This window comes from Aeromicrobium sp., assembly GCF_025965075.1.
Lineage (GTDB): Bacteria > Actinomycetota > Actinomycetes > Propionibacteriales > Nocardioidaceae > Aeromicrobium.
In genome coordinates this window covers 1-16,048 of the sequence record NZ_JAOPXQ010000057.1, presented here as the reverse complement: position 1 = coordinate 16,048, position 16,048 = coordinate 1, and the positions used below count along the sequence as shown (strand labels likewise).

The 16,048-nt window shown below is 70.8% G+C and carries 18 protein-coding genes and 1 pseudogene; 7 read left to right on the top strand and 12 right to left on the bottom strand.

Annotation, left to right across the window (positions count from 1 at the left end):
- The 6 genes and pseudogenes from JWQ91_RS03735 to proC all read right to left on the bottom strand — a co-directional run.
- A pseudogene (locus tag JWQ91_RS03735) lies at window positions 1-311 on the bottom strand (hypothetical protein); the annotation flags it as partial.
- Window positions 308-1,291: an NAD-dependent epimerase/dehydratase family protein gene (locus JWQ91_RS03730; RefSeq protein ID WP_297781010.1), complete on the bottom strand. Its 984-nt coding sequence runs from the start codon at window positions 1,289-1,291 to the stop codon at window positions 308-310. The gene JWQ91_RS03730 and the pseudogene JWQ91_RS03735, both read right to left, overlap by 4 nt.
- Before the next feature lie 6 nt (window positions 1,292-1,297).
- A complete protein-coding gene (locus JWQ91_RS03725; RefSeq protein ID WP_019143756.1) occupies window positions 1,298-1,399 on the bottom strand; it encodes an AURKAIP1/COX24 domain-containing protein in 102 nt (33 codons plus the stop codon).
- A gap of 200 nt (window positions 1,400-1,599) precedes the next feature.
- Window positions 1,600-1,785 (bottom strand): helix-turn-helix domain-containing protein, encoded by a 186-nt coding sequence (locus JWQ91_RS03720; protein ID WP_297781006.1) that lies wholly within the window; start codon window positions 1,783-1,785, stop codon window positions 1,600-1,602.
- 158 nt (window positions 1,786-1,943) lie between these two features.
- Entirely contained in the window at window positions 1,944-3,122 is a 1,179-nt protein-coding gene (locus JWQ91_RS03715) for an acetoin utilization protein AcuC (protein WP_297781003.1), read from the bottom strand.
- Window positions 3,119-3,916: a pyrroline-5-carboxylate reductase gene (gene proC, locus JWQ91_RS03710; protein ID WP_297781000.1), complete on the bottom strand. Its 798-nt coding sequence runs from the start codon at window positions 3,914-3,916 to the stop codon at window positions 3,119-3,121. Before proC ends, JWQ91_RS03715 begins: the two co-directional genes overlap by 4 nt.
- A 23-nt stretch (window positions 3,917-3,939) precedes the next feature.
- Here proC and JWQ91_RS03705 point away from each other — a divergent pair, with 23 nt between their 5' ends.
- Window positions 3,940-4,902, top strand: a complete 963-nt coding sequence (locus JWQ91_RS03705; RefSeq protein ID WP_297780998.1) for a bile acid:sodium symporter family protein — start codon at window positions 3,940-3,942, stop codon at window positions 4,900-4,902.
- Between the two features lie 27 nt (window positions 4,903-4,929).
- Here JWQ91_RS03705 and JWQ91_RS03700 read toward each other — a convergent pair whose 3' ends face one another.
- From JWQ91_RS03700 to JWQ91_RS03690, 3 genes are read right to left on the bottom strand one after another with little or no spacing between them, the layout of a single operon-like run.
- Complete coding sequence (locus JWQ91_RS03700) at window positions 4,930-5,571, bottom strand: LysE family translocator (RefSeq protein ID WP_297780996.1); 642 nt, start codon at window positions 5,569-5,571, stop codon at window positions 4,930-4,932.
- Window positions 5,572-5,589: 18 nt separating this feature from the next.
- A complete protein-coding gene (locus JWQ91_RS03695) occupies window positions 5,590-6,375 on the bottom strand; it encodes a sugar phosphate isomerase/epimerase family protein (RefSeq protein WP_297780992.1) in 786 nt (261 codons plus the stop codon).
- A gap of 25 nt (window positions 6,376-6,400) precedes the next feature.
- Complete coding sequence (locus JWQ91_RS03690; RefSeq protein ID WP_297780990.1) at window positions 6,401-7,312, bottom strand: Ppx/GppA phosphatase family protein; 912 nt, start codon at window positions 7,310-7,312, stop codon at window positions 6,401-6,403.
- A gap of 64 nt (window positions 7,313-7,376) precedes the next feature.
- Between JWQ91_RS03690 and JWQ91_RS03685 the strand changes: the two genes are divergently transcribed.
- From JWQ91_RS03685 to disA, 4 genes are read left to right on the top strand one after another with little or no spacing between them, the layout of a single operon-like run.
- The gene (locus tag JWQ91_RS03685; protein WP_297780988.1) at window positions 7,377-8,120 is read left to right on the top strand and encodes a hypothetical protein; all 744 of its coding nucleotides are present in this window, start codon (window positions 7,377-7,379) and stop codon (window positions 8,118-8,120) included.
- Between the two features lie 42 nt (window positions 8,121-8,162).
- Window positions 8,163-8,801 (top strand): VOC family protein, encoded by a 639-nt coding sequence (locus JWQ91_RS03680; RefSeq protein ID WP_297780984.1) that lies wholly within the window; start codon window positions 8,163-8,165, stop codon window positions 8,799-8,801.
- A gap of 39 nt (window positions 8,802-8,840) precedes the next feature.
- A complete protein-coding gene (gene radA / locus JWQ91_RS03675; protein ID WP_297780982.1) occupies window positions 8,841-10,226 on the top strand; it encodes a DNA repair protein RadA in 1,386 nt (461 codons plus the stop codon).
- Between the two features lie 35 nt (window positions 10,227-10,261).
- Window positions 10,262-11,362 carry a DNA integrity scanning diadenylate cyclase DisA gene (disA, locus tag JWQ91_RS03670; protein WP_297780980.1) on the top strand — a complete coding sequence of 367 codons (1,101 nt, stop codon included), beginning with the start codon at window positions 10,262-10,264 and terminating at the stop codon, window positions 11,360-11,362.
- 19 nt (window positions 11,363-11,381) lie between these two features.
- On the opposite strand, the gene JWQ91_RS03665 is transcribed toward disA, so the two are convergent.
- Window positions 11,382-12,089: a hypothetical protein gene (locus JWQ91_RS03665; protein WP_297780977.1), complete on the bottom strand. Its 708-nt coding sequence runs from the start codon at window positions 12,087-12,089 to the stop codon at window positions 11,382-11,384.
- A gap of 52 nt (window positions 12,090-12,141) precedes the next feature.
- Between JWQ91_RS03665 and JWQ91_RS03660 the strand changes: the two genes are divergently transcribed.
- Window positions 12,142-13,029, top strand: coding sequence for an A/G-specific adenine glycosylase (locus tag JWQ91_RS03660; protein WP_297780974.1), 888 nt, complete (start codon window positions 12,142-12,144; stop codon window positions 13,027-13,029).
- Here the strand turns inward: JWQ91_RS03660 and JWQ91_RS03655 are convergent.
- On the bottom strand, window positions 13,014-13,574 hold the full coding sequence (locus tag JWQ91_RS03655; protein WP_297780972.1) for a TetR/AcrR family transcriptional regulator: 561 nt from the start codon (window positions 13,572-13,574) through the stop codon (window positions 13,014-13,016). The two genes, JWQ91_RS03660 and JWQ91_RS03655, sit on opposite strands and share 16 nt — an antisense overlap.
- Window positions 13,575-13,638: 64 nt before the next feature.
- On the opposite strand from JWQ91_RS03655, the gene JWQ91_RS03650 reads away from it, so the two are divergent.
- Entirely contained in the window at window positions 13,639-13,965 is a 327-nt protein-coding gene (locus JWQ91_RS03650; RefSeq protein WP_297780969.1) for a multidrug efflux SMR transporter, read from the top strand.
- A gap of 61 nt (window positions 13,966-14,026) precedes the next feature.
- Here the strand turns inward: JWQ91_RS03650 and JWQ91_RS03645 are convergent.
- Window positions 14,027-16,048: ATP-dependent Clp protease ATP-binding subunit (locus tag JWQ91_RS03645; RefSeq protein ID WP_297780967.1), on the bottom strand; the 2,022-nt coding region annotated here is incomplete at its 5' end.

Below are 16,048 nucleotides of genomic sequence, written 5' to 3'. Positions count from 1 at the left end.
CGGGGCTTGGGGTCGGCGGCCTTCCTGCCGGCGGCCGAGGTGGGCGCACCGTCGGCGCGCGGGGACTTCTGGGGCGCCGCCTTGTTGGCCGGGGCCTTCTTCGCGGGCGCCTTCTTGGCGGGCGCCTTCTTGGCGGGCGCCTTCTTGGCCGTCGGCCCGGGTGCCGGCTCGGTGGCCTTCTTGGCCTTCGTCACGGGCTTGCGGGTGACGGAGCCACCGGCCAGGGACCGTGCCGCGGCGGACGGTGAGGTCGCGCCGTTGCCGCGGCCGGGCTTGCCGGCGGAGCCGATCGTCCTGCGCTCGTCCGTCATGCGGGTCCTCCCAGGACTGCCAGGACCCCGGGACGCAGCGTCGTCCGGAAGTCGTCGAAGACCTCTTCGGTCGTGCGGGTCAGCTCGTAGCCGAAGATCTCGCGCAGCGCCGTGGTGTCGACCGCCCGACCGTACGTCAGCAGCCGGTGCAGGTCGGGCGGGATGTCCGAGCCCATCGCCCGGATGAACCGGCGTGCGGCCATCGCGAACCCGATCGGCGGGAGGGGGATCACGGGGCGCCCGAGCCGGCGGGCGGCCTGGCTCAGCTGGATGACGCCCTCACCCGCAGCGTTGAACGTGCCGGGGCGGTCGTTGACGACGGCCTCGACCAGGATCGCGAGCGCGTCCTCGAGGGCGAGGAACTGCAGCCGCGGGTCGAAGCCCAGCATCGTCGGCAGCACGGGGTTGGAGAAGTAGTTGGCGAACGGCGAGTCGACCTTGGGGTGCAGGACCTGGGCCGCCCTGATCGTCGTGATCATGACGTCGGGCCGTCGGCGGGAGAACCCCCGGACGTACGACTCGACCTCGACGATGTCCTTGGGGAATCCGGTCCGGACCCCGTTGCGCGCCAGCAGCGACTCGGTGAACATCGCCGGGTCGCGCGGCGAGGAGCCGTAGACGGCGGCCGAGGAGCCGAGCACGAGCTTGGCGACCGTCGCCGACCGCTGGCACGCCGCGAGCAGCTGCATCGTCCCGATGACGTTGAGCTCCTTGGCGCCGCCGGCCCGTCCGCGCTGAGGCGGATTGACGTCCAGGTGCACGACGGTGTCGACGTCCTCGACCGCGATGACCTTGCCGACGACCGGGGTACGGATGTCGGCTCGTACGAACTTGGTGCCGCCGATGTCGCGGGCCGGCACCATCGTGTCGATCCCGACGACCTTGTCGATGCCGGAGTCCTCGCCGAGGTCGGCGAGCCGTCGCGCGAACATCGACGCGAACGAGCCCGCCACACCTGTGACAAGGACGACCCGGCTCATGGGGGGCTACTTACCCAGACGACGACGCTGCACTCGTGTGCGCTTCAGCATCTTGCGGTGCTTCTTCTTCGACATCCGCTTGCGGCGCTTCTTGATGACTGAACCCACGGGTCACTACTCAATTCTTGTTCGGCCACGCGCAGGTGGCTGGTGTGCACTTGGAGACTGACGCCAGCGACCAGGATCGGGGACGTGAAAACGTCCTGTGCCCTCGGTGATGACTGCCGCTCAGCCTACACGTCAGCAGCAGGCGGAGCTGCCGCCGACCTCGCAGGACGGACACCGACGAGCAGTGGGCGGGTCGCGCGTCAGCCGGCCTGGAAGTAGGACTTGCCCAGGAACTCCTGGACGGCGTGCTCGGGGACCCTGAACGAGCGGCCGACACGGACCGCCTCCAGCTCACCGGAGTGGACGAGACGGTAGACCGTCATCTTCGAGACGCGCATCTGACCTGCCACTTCAGCGACGGTCAAGAACGTCGGTCCGGATGCCATGTCACCACCTGCTTCCTGAGGGGCACGCGCGCTCTCTGGCTTCCCCACCAGAGAAACTGCGCGCGTGCCTTCGTTGAGACTAGTGCCTCCCGATGCCAGTGGGACAGTAGTTGCGGAAAATCGCACGAGGTGAGACAAATCTTGCGGAATTCCAGTGCTCAGGGCTGTGGATCGAGGCCGTGCAGCGGGAACACCGCAGCACGGGTCGCGTGGATCGAGCGGTCGAGCCAGCTGGCGGGATCGTAGCCTCGTTCCCACGCGCGGTAGGCGACCGAGCGGCCGTCCGTCATCCGCGCCGGTCCGGGTGCGCCGCGGAGCTCGGCGATGTGCGCCTGCCACTTCTCCGGCGTCAGGGTCGAGGGGTCCAGCGGGACCCCGGAGACGATCGCCAGCAGGTGTGACCAGGCGCGCGGGACGACGTCCATCACGGCATATCCCCCGCCACCGGTCGCGACCCACTTGCCGTCGCACACCTCCTCGGCCAGGTCCCGCAACGCGAGGTAGGAGGCGCGCTGACCGTCGACGCTGAGCATGAGGTTGGTCAGCGGGTCGTCCATGTGGGAGTCACAGCCCTGCTGGGTCACCAGGATGTCCGGGGCGAACTCGCGCACGAGCGGTGGGACGACGGCGTGGAAAGCGCGCAGCCAGCCCGCGTCCGAGGTGCCGGGCGGCAGCGGGACGTTGACCGCCGATCCCTCGGCGCCCTCGCCGCCGGTCTCGGTCGAGAACCCCGTCCCGGGGAACAACGTCTGGGGGCCCTCGTGGATCGAGATCGTCAGCACCCGGGGGTCGTTCCAGAACATCTTCTGGACGCCGTCGCCGTGATGCGCGTCGACGTCGACGTACGCGACCCGCTCGGCACCGTTGTCGAGCAGCCAGCGGATCGCGAGGGCCACGTCGTTGTAGATGCAGAACCCGCTGGCGTTGCCCGGCATCGCATGGTGCAGGCCGCCGCTGATGTTGATGGCCCGCGGCGCGGCACCGGTCCAGACCCGGCGGGCCGCCTCGACGCTCGCGCCGGCGATCAGCGAGCTGGCCTCGTGCATGTGCGGGAAGACCGGGTTGTCCTCCGAGCCGAGGCCGATCGTCGTGTCGGCGTGGATCGGGTGGTCGCTGAGCTTGCGGACCCGCTCGATGTAGTTGGCGGTGTGGATCAGGTTGAGCTCGTCCTCGGTCGCGGGCTGGGCGCCCACGACGTCCAAGCCGTCGATCACGCCGAGCTCACGCGCGAGGTCCATCGTGAGCTCGATGCGGACCGGCGCCATGGGGTGGGCCTGACCGAAGTTGTACTGCGTGAGGTGCTCGTCGAAGACGACGCACGCCCGCCCGTCGGTCATGACAGCTCCGCCGACCGGGCGGCTGCCGCGAGGACCCCCGCGACGAGCCCGTCCTTCACCCCGCGCTCGTCGAAGGTCGTGATCGCGGCATGGGTCGTGCCGTTGGGCGAGGTGACGCGCCGACGCAGCTCCCCGGCGGTCTCGGCGGACTCCGACAGGAGCTTGGCCGAGCCGACCAGGGTCTGCGCGGCGAGCGTCCGGGCCGTGGCCTCGTCGAGGCCCGCCTCGACTCCGCCGGCGATCATGGCCTCGGCGAGGTAGAAGACGTACGCCGGCCCGGAGCCCGACACCGCCGTGACGGCGTCCTGCTGCGACTCGTCGACGACGACGACCTTGCCCCCGGACTCCAGCAGCGCCACGACGGCGGCCAGCCGGTCGTCCGGGACGCCGGGTCCCGGGGAGATGCCGAACATGCCCTCGCCGACCAGCGCCGGGGTGTTCGGCATCGCCCGGACGACCGCGACACCGTCGGCCAGCGCGGCCTGGACCGTCGCGATCCGGATCCCCGCCGCGAGCGAGACGACCGTGGCTCCCGGGCGTACGGACCCGGCGATCTCCTGCAGCAGGGCCGGCACGTCCTGGGGCTTGACGACCAGCAGGACCACGTCGGCCCCCGCGGCGGCCTCGGCGTTGCCGGTGACCGCGACGCCGTAGCGGCCGCGCAGCTCCTCGGCCCGTTCGTGGCGCTTCTCGCTGATGACGAGGTCGTCGGTCGACCGCCCCGACTCGAGGATCGCGGAGAGCAACGTCTCCCCCATCACACCGGCGCCGAGGATCGCGATCCGTTCAGTCATGACTTCCACACTAGTCTCGGGGGGTGCGCCTCCGACCCGACCCGTTCATCGTGGCGCTGCTGGTGGCTGCGGTCGGGGCCTCGTTCCTCCCCATCAGGGGCGACGCCCTGGACGTCCTCAAGCAGGTGTCGCTGGTCGCGATCGGGCTGCTGTTCTTCCTCTACGGCGCCCGGCTCTCGACCGCCGAGACGGTCGCCGGCCTGCAGAACTGGCGGCTGCACCTGGTGATCCTCGGGACGACGTTCGCGGTGTTCCCGGTGCTGGGGCTCGCGCTGCAGGTCTTCGACGGAAACCTCCTGACCGCCGGCCTGGCGAGCGGGGTCCTGCTGCTGTGCCTCGTCCCGTCGACGGTGCAGTCCTGCGTCGTCTACACCGGCATCGCCGGCGGCAACGTCGCCGGGGCGGTCGTCAGCGCGTCCCTCTCGAACCTCATCGGCGTCTTCCTGACCCCCGCGCTCGTGGCGCTGCTCATGACCTCCGACGCCCGGGTCGACGCCGGGTCGATCGTCCGGATCGTCCTGCAGCTGTTCGTCCCGTTCGTGCTGGGCCAGCTGCTGCGACCACTCATCGGCGGCTTCGTGGCCCGGCACGATCGACGGCTCAAGCTGTTCGACCGCAGCAGCATCGTCCTGGTCGTCCTGGTCGCGTTCAGCGAGGGCGCCGAGGCGCACATCTGGTCCGCGCTGAGCGTCTGGTCGGTCCTCGCCGTCGCGCTGGTGTGCGCGGCCCTCCTCGCGGTCGCGATGGGCTGGACCGTGCTGGTCGGGCGGCTGGCCGGGTTCGAGCGGGCCGACCGCGTGGCGCTGCTGTTCTGCGGGTGCAACAAGTCCCTCGCCAGCGGGCTGCCGATCGCCACGGTGCTGTTCTCCGGCAGCACCGTCGCGCTGATCGTGCTGCCGCTGATGCTCTACCACCAGATGCAGATCATCGCCGGCGCCGTCATCGCCGGCCGCCTGGCCCCGCGCGACCCGGAGGCGGTGCGCTAGCGTCCACGCGCCCGGGTCCGCGGTGGGTCAGTGCTGGTGACCCGTGACGGCCAGGCCGACGCCGAGGCCGATCATCGACGTCCCGCCGACGGTGCCCAGCGCGGCTCCCCGCCGTGGCGACGCGTTGAACCACGACCGCAGCCGGCTCGCGATGACGGCCCACAGGCTGTCCGACAGCAGCCCGATCGTGAACGCGACGAGGCCCAGCAGCAGCATCTGGGTCTGCACGTGCCCTGCCCCGCGGTCGATGAACTGCGGCAGCACCGCGGCGAAGATCATGAACGCCTTGGGGTTGGAGATCCCCACCACGAACCCCTGCCGGACGGCCGTCCGCGTCGACAGGACGCGCGCCGGGGCGCCGGGGTCACCGACGTCGAACGCCCTCCGGTGCCGGATCGCCTGGATCCCGAGCCACACCAGGTAGCCCGCACCGGCGAGCTTGAGGACCGTGAAGACCACGATCGACTCCTGCACGACGACCCCCAGCCCGAACGCGACCAGGACCACGATGACCAGCAGGCCCAGGGAGTTGCCGAGGACCGTCGCGAGGGCGACGCCCCGGCCGTACGACAGGGCCCGTCCGATCACGAAGACGACGCTGGGTCCCGGGATCGCGATGAGGATCAGCGCGGCCAGGCCGAACGTCAGGAGCTGGTCGACGGTGATCATGCTCCGACGATAGTGCGTTCAGACCGCCGCGTGGAGGCGTGAGAACGCCAGCGCCTCGAGCAGGTCCGCCTCCCGCTCGCCCTGGTCCTTGGCCTTGCGGGTGTTGATCTCCACCACGATCTCGCCGGCGAAGCCCGCGGTCGCGACGTGCTCGAGGAACTCCCGGCACGGCTGGGTGCCACGTCCCGGGACCAGGTGCTCGTCCTTGGCGGACCCGGACCCGTCGGCGATGTGCACGTGGGCGAGGCGGTCGCCCAGGAGCTGCGCCATCGCGACGGGGTCGCCCGACGCTGTCGAGCTGTGCGAGAGGTCGAGGGTCACATGGGCGTAGTCCTGCGTGACCGGGTCCCAGCCTGGCGCGTACGCCTGGAACTCGCGCTTGCCGGTGCGCCACGGGTACATGTTCTCCACGGCGTACGTGATGTCGTGCTGCGCCTCGAGGTCCGCGATCCCCTCGACGAACGTCCGCGCGTAGTCGCGCTGCCACCGGAACGGCGGGTGGACCACGACGACCGTCGCCCCGACCTCGTGGGCCATCTCGGCGCTGCGGTGCAGCTTGCCCCACGGGTCGCTGCCCCAGACCCGCTGCGTGACGAGCAGGCACGGCGCGTGGATCGACACGACCGGCATGCCGTGGAACGAGCTCAGCGCCTTGATCGCGGTGATGTCGGCGCTGACGTCGTCGATGCCGACCATGACCTCGACCCCGTCGTAGCCCAGTCGCGCGGCGGCCTCGAAGCCACTGGCCGTCGACCCCGGATAGACCGAGGACGTCGACAGCGAGACGCGGATGGGTTCGGGCACGTGCACAAGAGTAGGACGGAGGACCTCAGAGGTGGTCGAGATGCTCCAGCAGGATGCCCTCTCGCAGCGCCCACGGGCAGATCTCGAGCTCGGTCAGGTCGAACAGGTCCATCGTGGCCTCGGCGACGATCGCGCCGGCCCGCATCTGGTGGGCCCGGTCGACCGAGACGCCCGGCAGCTTGACGATCTCCTCGACCGACATCGTCCGCAGCTGCTCGACGAGCGCGGACAGGTCGCGCTTGCGCAGGACCCGGCGGACGTACTGGCCCTCGTCGGACGACGCGGCGCCGCAGATGCGGGCGAGCGAGCGGAACGTCTTGCTCGTCGCGACGGCCCGGTCGAACGAGCCGCCCCGCAGCACGATCCCGGCCTCGTCGGCGATCGTCGCGCGCACGTGCAGCCGCAGCTCGGCCTGGCTCCGGCCGGCGTCGAGCCAGTCGCGGGTGAGGCGTCCGGCGCCCAGCGCCATCGACTGGGCGACGTCGGGGCTCTCGTCGGGTCCCGCCGCGATCTCCAGGGACCCGCCGCCGATGTCGAAGACGCCGAGCCGGCCGGCCGACCAGCCGAACCAGCGTCGGACCGCCAGGAACGTCAGCCGGGCCTCGTCCTCACCGCTGAGGACCTTGAGCTCCAGGCCGCTGACCCGGTTGACCTGCGCGATCACGGCATCGGCGTTGACGGCGTCCCGCACGGCGGACGTCGCGAACGCGAGGACCGTGGTGCACCCCTTGTCCTCGGCCTCCCCACGAGCCTCGACGACGTACTTGACGAGCCGGGAGACGCCCTCGTCCGTCACGGCGTTGTCGGCGTCGAGGTGCTCCGCGAGCCGCAGCGGCTCCTTGTAGGAGTGGGCCGGGACTGGTGGGCCGCCGCGGAACGCGTCGACCACCAGCAGGTGACCCGTGTTGGAGCCGATGTCGAGGACGCCCATGCGCATGACCCGATTCTCTCACCGGCCGGCGGCCCGGGCACATGAGCCCGGGCCGGATAGAATCGACGAAATGCCTGAGGTCGAGCTGGGGTTCCCCCGTACGTACGTCGAGTTCACCAATCCCTCCGACGCGTCGGAGGTGTTCCGTTGCGACCTGACGTGGTTGACGTCGCGCTGGACCTGCATCTTCGGCGCCGGCTGCCCCGGCATCTACGACACCAGCCCCGAGGCCGGCTGCTGCACCCTCGGAGCGCACTTCGCCGACGACGAGGACGCCGAGCGCACCCGCCTCGTGATGGAGCAGCTGACCCCGGCCCAGTGGGAGAACCACGACGAGGGGCACCGCGGCGGCTGGACCGAGACCGACCCGGACGGCGAGCTCAAGACCCGGGCCTTCCAGGGCGCCTGCATCTTCCACAACTCGAAGGACTTCGCGGGCGGCTACGGCTGCGCGCTGCACGGCTACGCCCTGGCCAACGACCTCAAGCCGCACACGACCAAGCCCGACGTGTGCTGGCAGCTCCCGCTGCGGCGGCAGTTCCGAGACGTCGACCGCGGGGACGGCACGACGTACACCGAGACGCAGATCGGGGAGTACACCCGCGCGGGCTGGGGCCCCGGCGGCGCCGACCTGGACTGGTACTGCTCGTCCAACACCGAGGCGCACGTGGGCCCGGAGCCGGTCTACGTCTCCAACCGGGACGAGCTGACCGCGCTGATGGGCGAGGCGGGCTATGCCGAGCTGGCCCGGCATTGCAGGGACCACGAGGCCCGCGGCGCCAATACACCACACCTGGCCGACCCACTTCGGTGACCCCATGACCCGGCCCGATCGCGGGCTGGGTGAGAATGCGGTATGCATCTCGATCACGTCTCATTCGCCGTGGGTCCCGACGGCCTCGCCGGCACCACCGCTGAGCTCGGTCGGCTGCTGGGTGCCGAGTTCGTCGATGGCGGCGTCCACCCGCGCTTCGGCACTCGCAACATGATCCTGCCCCTGCAGAACCGGCAGTACCTCGAGGTCGTCGAGGTCCTGGACCACCCCGCCTCGGACAAGGCCGCCTTCGGCAAGGTCGTCCGCGAGCGCTCCGACGCCGGTGGCGGCTGGATGGCCTGGTGCGTCTCGGTCGACGACATGACCGAGGTCGAGCACCGCATCGGCCGGCACGCCGTCCCCGGCAACCGTCGCCGCCCCGATGGCTTCAACCTCCAGTGGCGCCAGATCGGCACCAGCAGCATGCGCGCCGATCCGCAGCTGCCCTACGTCACGTGCTGGGACATCGATCCCGCCGAGCACCCGTCGCAGGAGGCGCCCTCGGAGATCGGCCTCACGTCGCTCGACATCGCCGGGTCCCCGCAGCGGCTGGCGGACTGGCTCGGCGAGCCGGTCATCGACGCGCTGGGCGAGCTCGAGGTCAACTGGACCGCCCCGCACGGGCTGCCCGGCATCATGGCCGTGACGTTCTCGACCCCGCACGGGGACGTCCGCATCTAGCTCGCGGTTCCTGTCACTCCCCTCGCCTAGGCTGGCGGCATGGCGACCTCCACCAAGACGACCCGGCCGACGTACGCCTGTGCGGACTGCGGCTGGACGACCGGCAAGTGGGTCGGCCGCTGCGGCGAGTGCCAGGCGTGGGGCACCGTCGACGTCGCGGCTCCCGCACGCGGCGGCCGTACGCAGGCCACGGCGGTCACGACCCCCGCGGTCCCCATCACGCACGTCCAGGTCGAGTCCGCCCGCTCGGTGACGTCCGGGATCGGCGAGCTCGACCGCGTCCTGGGCGGCGGAGTCGTCCCCGGTGGTGTCCTGCTACTCGCCGGCGAGCCCGGCGTCGGCAAGTCGACGCTGCTGCTCGAGGTCGCCGCCCGCTGGGCCCGGGCCGGCCGCCGCACTCTCTACGTCACGGGCGAGGAGTCCGCCGCGCAGGTCCGGCTGCGCGCCGAGCGCACGGGTGCCCTCGACGACAACCTGTTCCTGGCCGCCGAGACCGATCTCGGCGCGGTGCTGACCCATGTCGAGACGGTCAAGCCGGGGCTCCTGATCGTCGACTCAGTCCAGACGATCGGCTCGGCCGACGTCGACGGCGTGCCGGGCGGCGTGACCCAGGTCCGCGAGGTCGCCTCCGCCGTGATCCAGCGCGCCAAGCGCGACGCCGTCGCGACGCTGCTCGTCGGGCACGTCACCAAGGACGGCACGGTCGCCGGTCCCCGCGTGCTGGAGCACCTCGTCGACGTCGTCCTGCAGTTCGAGGGCGATCGCGCGTCGCGGTTGCGGCTGCTGCGCGCGGTCAAGAACCGGTTCGGCCCGGTCGACGAGGTGGGCTGCTTCGACCTCGTCGACGACGGCATCGTGGAGGTGCCCGATCCCACCGGCCTGTTCGTGTCCCGCCACGACCAGCCGGTCTCCGGCACGTGCGTCACGGTGACGATGGAGGGCCGGCGGCCCCTGCTCGCCGAGGTGCAGGCGCTGAGCGTCGCCTCGACGACGCCGTCCCCGCGACGTACGTCCAGCGGTCTGGACTCGTCGCGGGTCGCGATGATCCTCGCGGTCCTGACCAAGCACTGCGGGCTCACCAACCTGGGCCAGCTCGACGTCTACACCGCGTCCGTCGGGGGCGCCCGGCTGATCGAGCCGTCGGTCGACCTCGCGGTCGCGATCGCGACGTTCTCCGCCGCCCTGGAGGTCGTCGCGCCCGCCGATCTGGTCGCGATCGGCGAGGTCGGGCTCGCCGGGGAGGTCCGCAAGGTCAGCAACCTGGCGGCCCGGCTCCGCGAGGCCGAGCGCATCGGGTTCCGGCGCGCGATCGTGCCGGCCGGGTCCGAGGGACTCGACTCGTTCACCGGCTCGATCGCGATCACACCGGTCCACACGATCGCCGAGGCTGTGCTGTCTCTGGGTGCGGCCCGGGCAGGTACGTGACCCGTAGACTGTCACCCACCTGAGGAGGGAGGCCCATGCCGACAGCGGCAGAACGAAGCGCAGCGCAGCTCGACGCGTCGACCCGCATGCGTGCGGCCCTGTCCTCGGTAGCCCCCGGCACCTCCCTGCGGGAGGGTCTCGAGCGCATCCTGCGGGGCCGCACCGGTGCGCTGATCGTCGTCGGCCACGACAGGAGCGTCGAGGCGATCTCCACCGGCGGCTTCGCGCTCGACGTCCCGTTCACCGCCACGGGGCTGCGCGAGCTGGCCAAGATGGACGGCGCGATCATCCTCGACAAGGACGCGAGCCGCATCGTGATGGCCGGCGTCCACCTCATGCCGGACCCGTCGATCGCGACCGAGGAGACCGGCACCCGGCACCGTACGGCCGATCGGGTCGCCCGGCAGACCGGCGTCCCGGTCATCTCGGTGTCCGCCTCGATGCACATCATCGCGCTCTACCTCGAGGACCTGCGCCACGTCCTGGAGGACACCGGCGCGGTCCTCGGCCGCGCCAACCAGGCGCTGCAGACGCTCGAGCGCTACCGCAACCGGCTCGACGAGGTCTCCGACGCGCTGTCGGCCCTCGAGATCGAGGACCTCGTGACGGTCCGCGACGTCTCGGCGGTCGCGCAGCGGCTCGAGATGGTCAGCCGCATCGCCGGCGAGATCGACACCTACGTCCTCGAGCTCGGCACCGACGGTCGCCTGCTGGCGCTGCAGCTCGAGGAGCTCATCGGCGGCGTCGACGCCGAGCGGGAGCTCATCATCCGTGACTACATGCCGACGGGTCGTCGGGGCCGCCCCCTCGAGGCGGTCCTCGCCGAGCTCGCCGCGATCGAGTCGACCAAGCTCGTCGACCTCGGCGGCGTGGCGCGGGCCCTGCGTATCGGCACCGAGGAGACCCTCGACGGCCCGCTCGCGCCGCGCGGCTACCGGCTGCTGGCCCGCATCCCCCGCCTGCCGATCGCCGTCGTCGAAGGGCTCATCGAGCACTTCGGCTCGCTGCAGAAGCTGCTCGCCGCCAGCATCGAGGACCTGCAGAACGTCGACGGGGTGGGTGACCTGCGCGCCCGCGGCGTCCGCGAGGGCTTGTCCCGCCTCGCGGAGTCCAGCATCCTCGAGCGCTACGTCTAGCCCCCGCGTCCAGCAGAGGCTAGTCGGCCGGCTCGGTCGTCGTCTTCGGCTTGCTGGGCGCCTTGGTGGACTCGGTCGGCTCGGGGGTCGGCGTGCTCTTGCTGGCCCTGGGCTCGGGCTTCGGCTTGATCGAGAACGTCGTCCGACCCGGCTCACCGCCGAGCGTGCCCACCTGGACCGTGTAGGTGCCCGGCGAGGCCCAGCCCTCCTTCTGCGAGCACTTGGAGCCCGAGCCGCGCCCGGTCCACTGCACCGTCGCCAGCGTCGACCACTGCGGCGAGATCGCGACCTTCTCGTCGAGCAGCGAGGACTTGCACACCGTCGAGTCCCAGATCGGCGTCCCGTTGGCACTGATCACGGCGAGCAGGTCGGCGTCGTCGGGCGCCAGGGTGCACGCCGTCCTGCTGGTCGAGCTGACGACGAGCCCGATGTCGACCGCCGCCTTGGTGGTCTGACGGGGCCGCACGCTCGGCGTGATGCGGATCTTCTCCGGGTCGCACGGCTTGCTCGCGCTGACGAGGGCCACCTCGACGATCCCGTCGGTCTTGGTGGTCTGGGCCACGGTCGCCGCGGCCGTGGGGGTCGCGGTCGGCTTCGCCGCCGCCTTGTCAGTGTCGTCACCGCCGCCCACGACCTGCAGGACGGCCCACACCAGGGCGATCACGGCGGCCAGGACGAACAGCCGACGACGCCAGTAGACCTCCGCTGGCAACCGTCGCTGACTCACGGTCCTACGCTATCCGTCGCGGGCCTCGTGCGAAGATCGACGCGCCATGACGATGTCGACCCCTGCAATCCCACTGTCCGACGCGGCCCGCCTCCACGAGGAGGTCATCGGCTGGTTCGGCGCCGCTGCGCGCGATCTGCCATGGCGGCGTGACGCCTCGCCGTGGGCCGTCTTGGTCTCCGAGCTGATGCTGCAGCAGACGCCCGTCGCGCGGGTCCTGCCGGTCTACGAGGCCTGGCTCGCGCGGTGGCCGACGCCCGCGGACCTCGCGGCCGAGCCGACCGGTGAGGCCGTACGCGCGTGGGGCCGGCTCGGCTATCCACGCCGCGCGCTGCGGCTGCACGCCGCCGCGACGGCGATCGTCGAGCGTCACGGCGGTCAGGTGCCGTCGGGCCGCGAGGAGCTGCTGGCGCTCCCGGGTGTCGGCGACTACACCGCGGCCGCGGTCCAGTCCTTCGCCTTCGGCGGGCGAGCCGTCGTGCTCGACACCAACGTGCGGCGGGTGCTCTCCCGGGTCGTGTCCGGGGTCGAGCTCCCCCCGGCGGGCGTCACGGCCGCCGAGCGCGCGATCGCGGCCGAGCTGCTGCCGACGACCGACGCGCACGTGTGGGCGGCCGCGACGATGGAGCTCGGCGCACTCGTCTGCACCGCCAGGTCGCCACGCTGCGACGAGTGCCCCGTCGCGGACCTGTGCCGCTGGCGGGCCGCGGGCTACCCGGCGTACGACGGCCCGGTCCGGCGCGGCCAGTCGTGGGACGGCACCGACCGGCAGTGCCGCGGCCGGCTCATGGCAGTGCTGCGCGAGGCGCCCGGCGCCGTGCCGAAGGACGCCCTCGACGTCGTGTGGCCCGATGCGTTGCAGCGTGAGCGCTGCCTCGACGGCCTGGTCGCGGACGGTCTGGCCGACGCCCGGGAGGACGGCACCTACGCGCTGCCGTGACCCGCGGTGTGGGCCAGGGCGGCGGCGAGGTCCTCGACGATCTGCCGGGGCACCTCGTCGCCCTCCAGGGGCCGGTCCAGCATCAGTCCGTTGAACGTCGCGTCCACCACGGCCGCCATCGCCGGCGCCTGCTCCTCGTCGGCGCCCGAGGCGTGCAGGTGCGCCGTCATGGCCGCCATCCAGCCATTGTTGGAGTCGACCACCGAGGTGGCGTAGGGCTCGCGACCGAACAGCCCGAGGGCCGCCGCCTCGACGTACATCCGCTGGCACCGCTGCAGCTGGGGGTCACCGAACGCCGCCCACAGGTCGACGACGGCCTGGTGCACCGACGGTGACGGCGGCAGGGCCTGGATGATCGCGATCGAGCGCTCGTTGGACGTCGCCAGCACGGCGGCGACCAGCTCGTCCTTGGAGCCGAAGTGATAGATCAGCATCCGGTCGCTCGTGCCGATCGCGGCGGCCAGCGGGCGCAGGCTCAGCCCGATCAGCCCGTGCTCCAGGGCGTGGTCCGTGGCGGCCTCGGCCAGCTCTTCCTTCTTGTTCATTGACTCCAGTGTAGCAAGTGCTACATTGGAGACGTAGCAAGTGCTACAGAAAGTCAGGGTCATCATGTTCGTCGCTGCCGCACTCCTGCTGGTCGCGATCGCCACCGAGGTGTTCGCGACGGCCGCGCTCCCCCGTGCCGAGGGATTCACCAACCCGGTGTGGACCACCGTCGTCGTCGGCGGCTACGCCTTGTCGATCTGGCTGCTGACGCTCGTCGTCAAGCAGATCCCGGTCTCCGTGACGTACGCGATCTGGGCCGGGCTGGGCACCGCAGCGATCGCGGTCGTCGGGGTCGTGTTCCTCGACGAGCCGGTCAACCTGCTCAAGATCGCCTCGATCGCGCTGATCATCACCGGCGTCGTCCTGCTGAACGTCCAGACCTCCCACTGAGCCACGTACGACGAAGCCCCCGCAGCATCTTCGCTGCGGGGGCTTCTGTGTCGTGCGGGAGCTACTCGGCCGAAGCCTCGACGGCCGGCGGCACCTCGGGCATCTCGAGCTCGAGATCTGCCTTGTTGCGACCCTCGAAGGTGAAGACGGCATCCGCGCCCTCGCCCTCGACACCGACCAGGACCAGCTGGCCCGGGTTGAGCTCGCCGTAGAGCAGCTTCTCGGCCATGACGTCCTCGATCTCGCGCTGCACCGTGCGGCGCAACGGACGAGCACCCAGGACCGGGTCGAAGCCACGCCTCGACAGCAGGTCCTTGGCCTCGAGCGTGAGCTCGATGTTCATGTCCTTCTCGGCCAGACGCTTCTCGAGCGACGCGATCATCATGTCCACCATCTGCAGGATCTCCTCCTGCGTCAGCGGCGGGAAGACGATGATCTCGTCGACACGGTTGAGGAACTCGGGCCGGAAGTGCTGCTTGAGCTCGATCGAGACGCGTTCCTTCATCTTGTTGTAGGACCCCGCGGTGTCGCCGGCCTGGCTGAAGCCCAGGTTGACACCCTTGGAGATCTCACGCGCACCGAGGTTGGTGGTCATGATGATGACGGTGTTCTTGAAGTCGACCACGCGGCCCTGCGAGTCGGTCAGACGACCTTCCTCGAGGATCTGCAGCAGGCTGTTGAAGATGTCCGGGTGCGCCTTCTCGACCTCGTCGAAGAGCACGACCGAGAACGGCTTGCGGCGCACCTTCTCGGTGAGCTGGCCGCCCTCTTCGTAGCCGACGTAGCCGGGGGGCGAGCCGAAGAGCCGCGAGACCGTGTGCTTCTCGCCGTACTCCGACATGTCGAGCTGGATCAGCGCGTCCTCGTCGCCGAAGAGGAACTCGGCGAGGCTCTTGGACAGCCAGGTCTTACCGACACCCGACGGGCCGGCGAAGATGAACGAGCCGCCGGGGCGCTTCGGGTCCTTCATGCCGGCGCGGGTGCGACGGATGGCGCGGGAGATCGCCTTGACGGCCTCCTCCTGCCCGATGACCCGCTTGTGCAGCTCCTCCTCCATGTTGAGCAGCCGCGTGGACTCCTCCTCGGAGAGCTTCACGATCGGGATGCCCGTCGCGACGGCGAGGACCTCGGCGATGAGCTCCTCGTCCACCTCGGCGACCTCGTCCATGTCACCGGCGCGCCACTGCTTCTCGCGGTCGGCCTTCTTCGCGATCAGCTGCTTCTCCTCGTCGCGCAGGCGCGCGGCGGCCTCGAAGTCCTGGCCGTCGATCGCGGCCTCCTTGCGCTGGCGCACGTCACCGATCTTGTCGTCGTACTCGCGCAGGTCCGCGGGGGCAGTCATCCGGCGGATCCGCAGCCGCGAGCCGGCCTCGTCGATCAGGTCGATGGCCTTGTCGGGGAGGAACCGGTCGGAGATGTAGCGGTCGGCCAGCGTCGCCGCCGAGACCAGGGCCTCGTCGGTGATCGTGACGCGGTGGTGGGCCTCGTAGCGGTCCCGCAGGCCCTTGAGCATCTCGATCGTGTGCGCGATCGACGGCTCCGCGACCTGGATCGGCTGGAAGCGGCGCTCGAGCGCGGCGTCCTTCTCGAGGTACTTGCGGTACTCGTCGAGCGTGGTGGCACCGATCGTCTGGAGCTCACCGCGAGCCAGCATCGGCTTGAGGATGCTGGCGGCGTCGATCGCACCCTCGGCCGCACCCGCACCGACGAGGGTGTGGATCTCGTCGATGAACAGCACGATGTCGCCGCGGGTGCGGATCTCCTTGAGCACCTTCTTCAGGCGCTCCTCGAAGTCACCGCGGTAGCGCGAGCCGGCCACCAGCGCGCCCAGGTCGAGCGTGTAGATCTGCTTGTCCTTGAGCGTCTCGGGGACGTTGCCCTTGACGATGTCCTGGGCCAGGCCCTCGACGATCGTCGTCTTGCCGACGCCGGGCTCGCCGATGAGGACCGGGTTGTTCTTGGTACGGCGGGAGAGGATCTGCATGACCCGCTCGATCTCCTGCTCGCGCCCGATGACCGGGTCGAGCTTGCCCTCGCGGGCGTCCTGCGTCAGGTTGCGACCGAACTGGTCGAGCACCAGCGA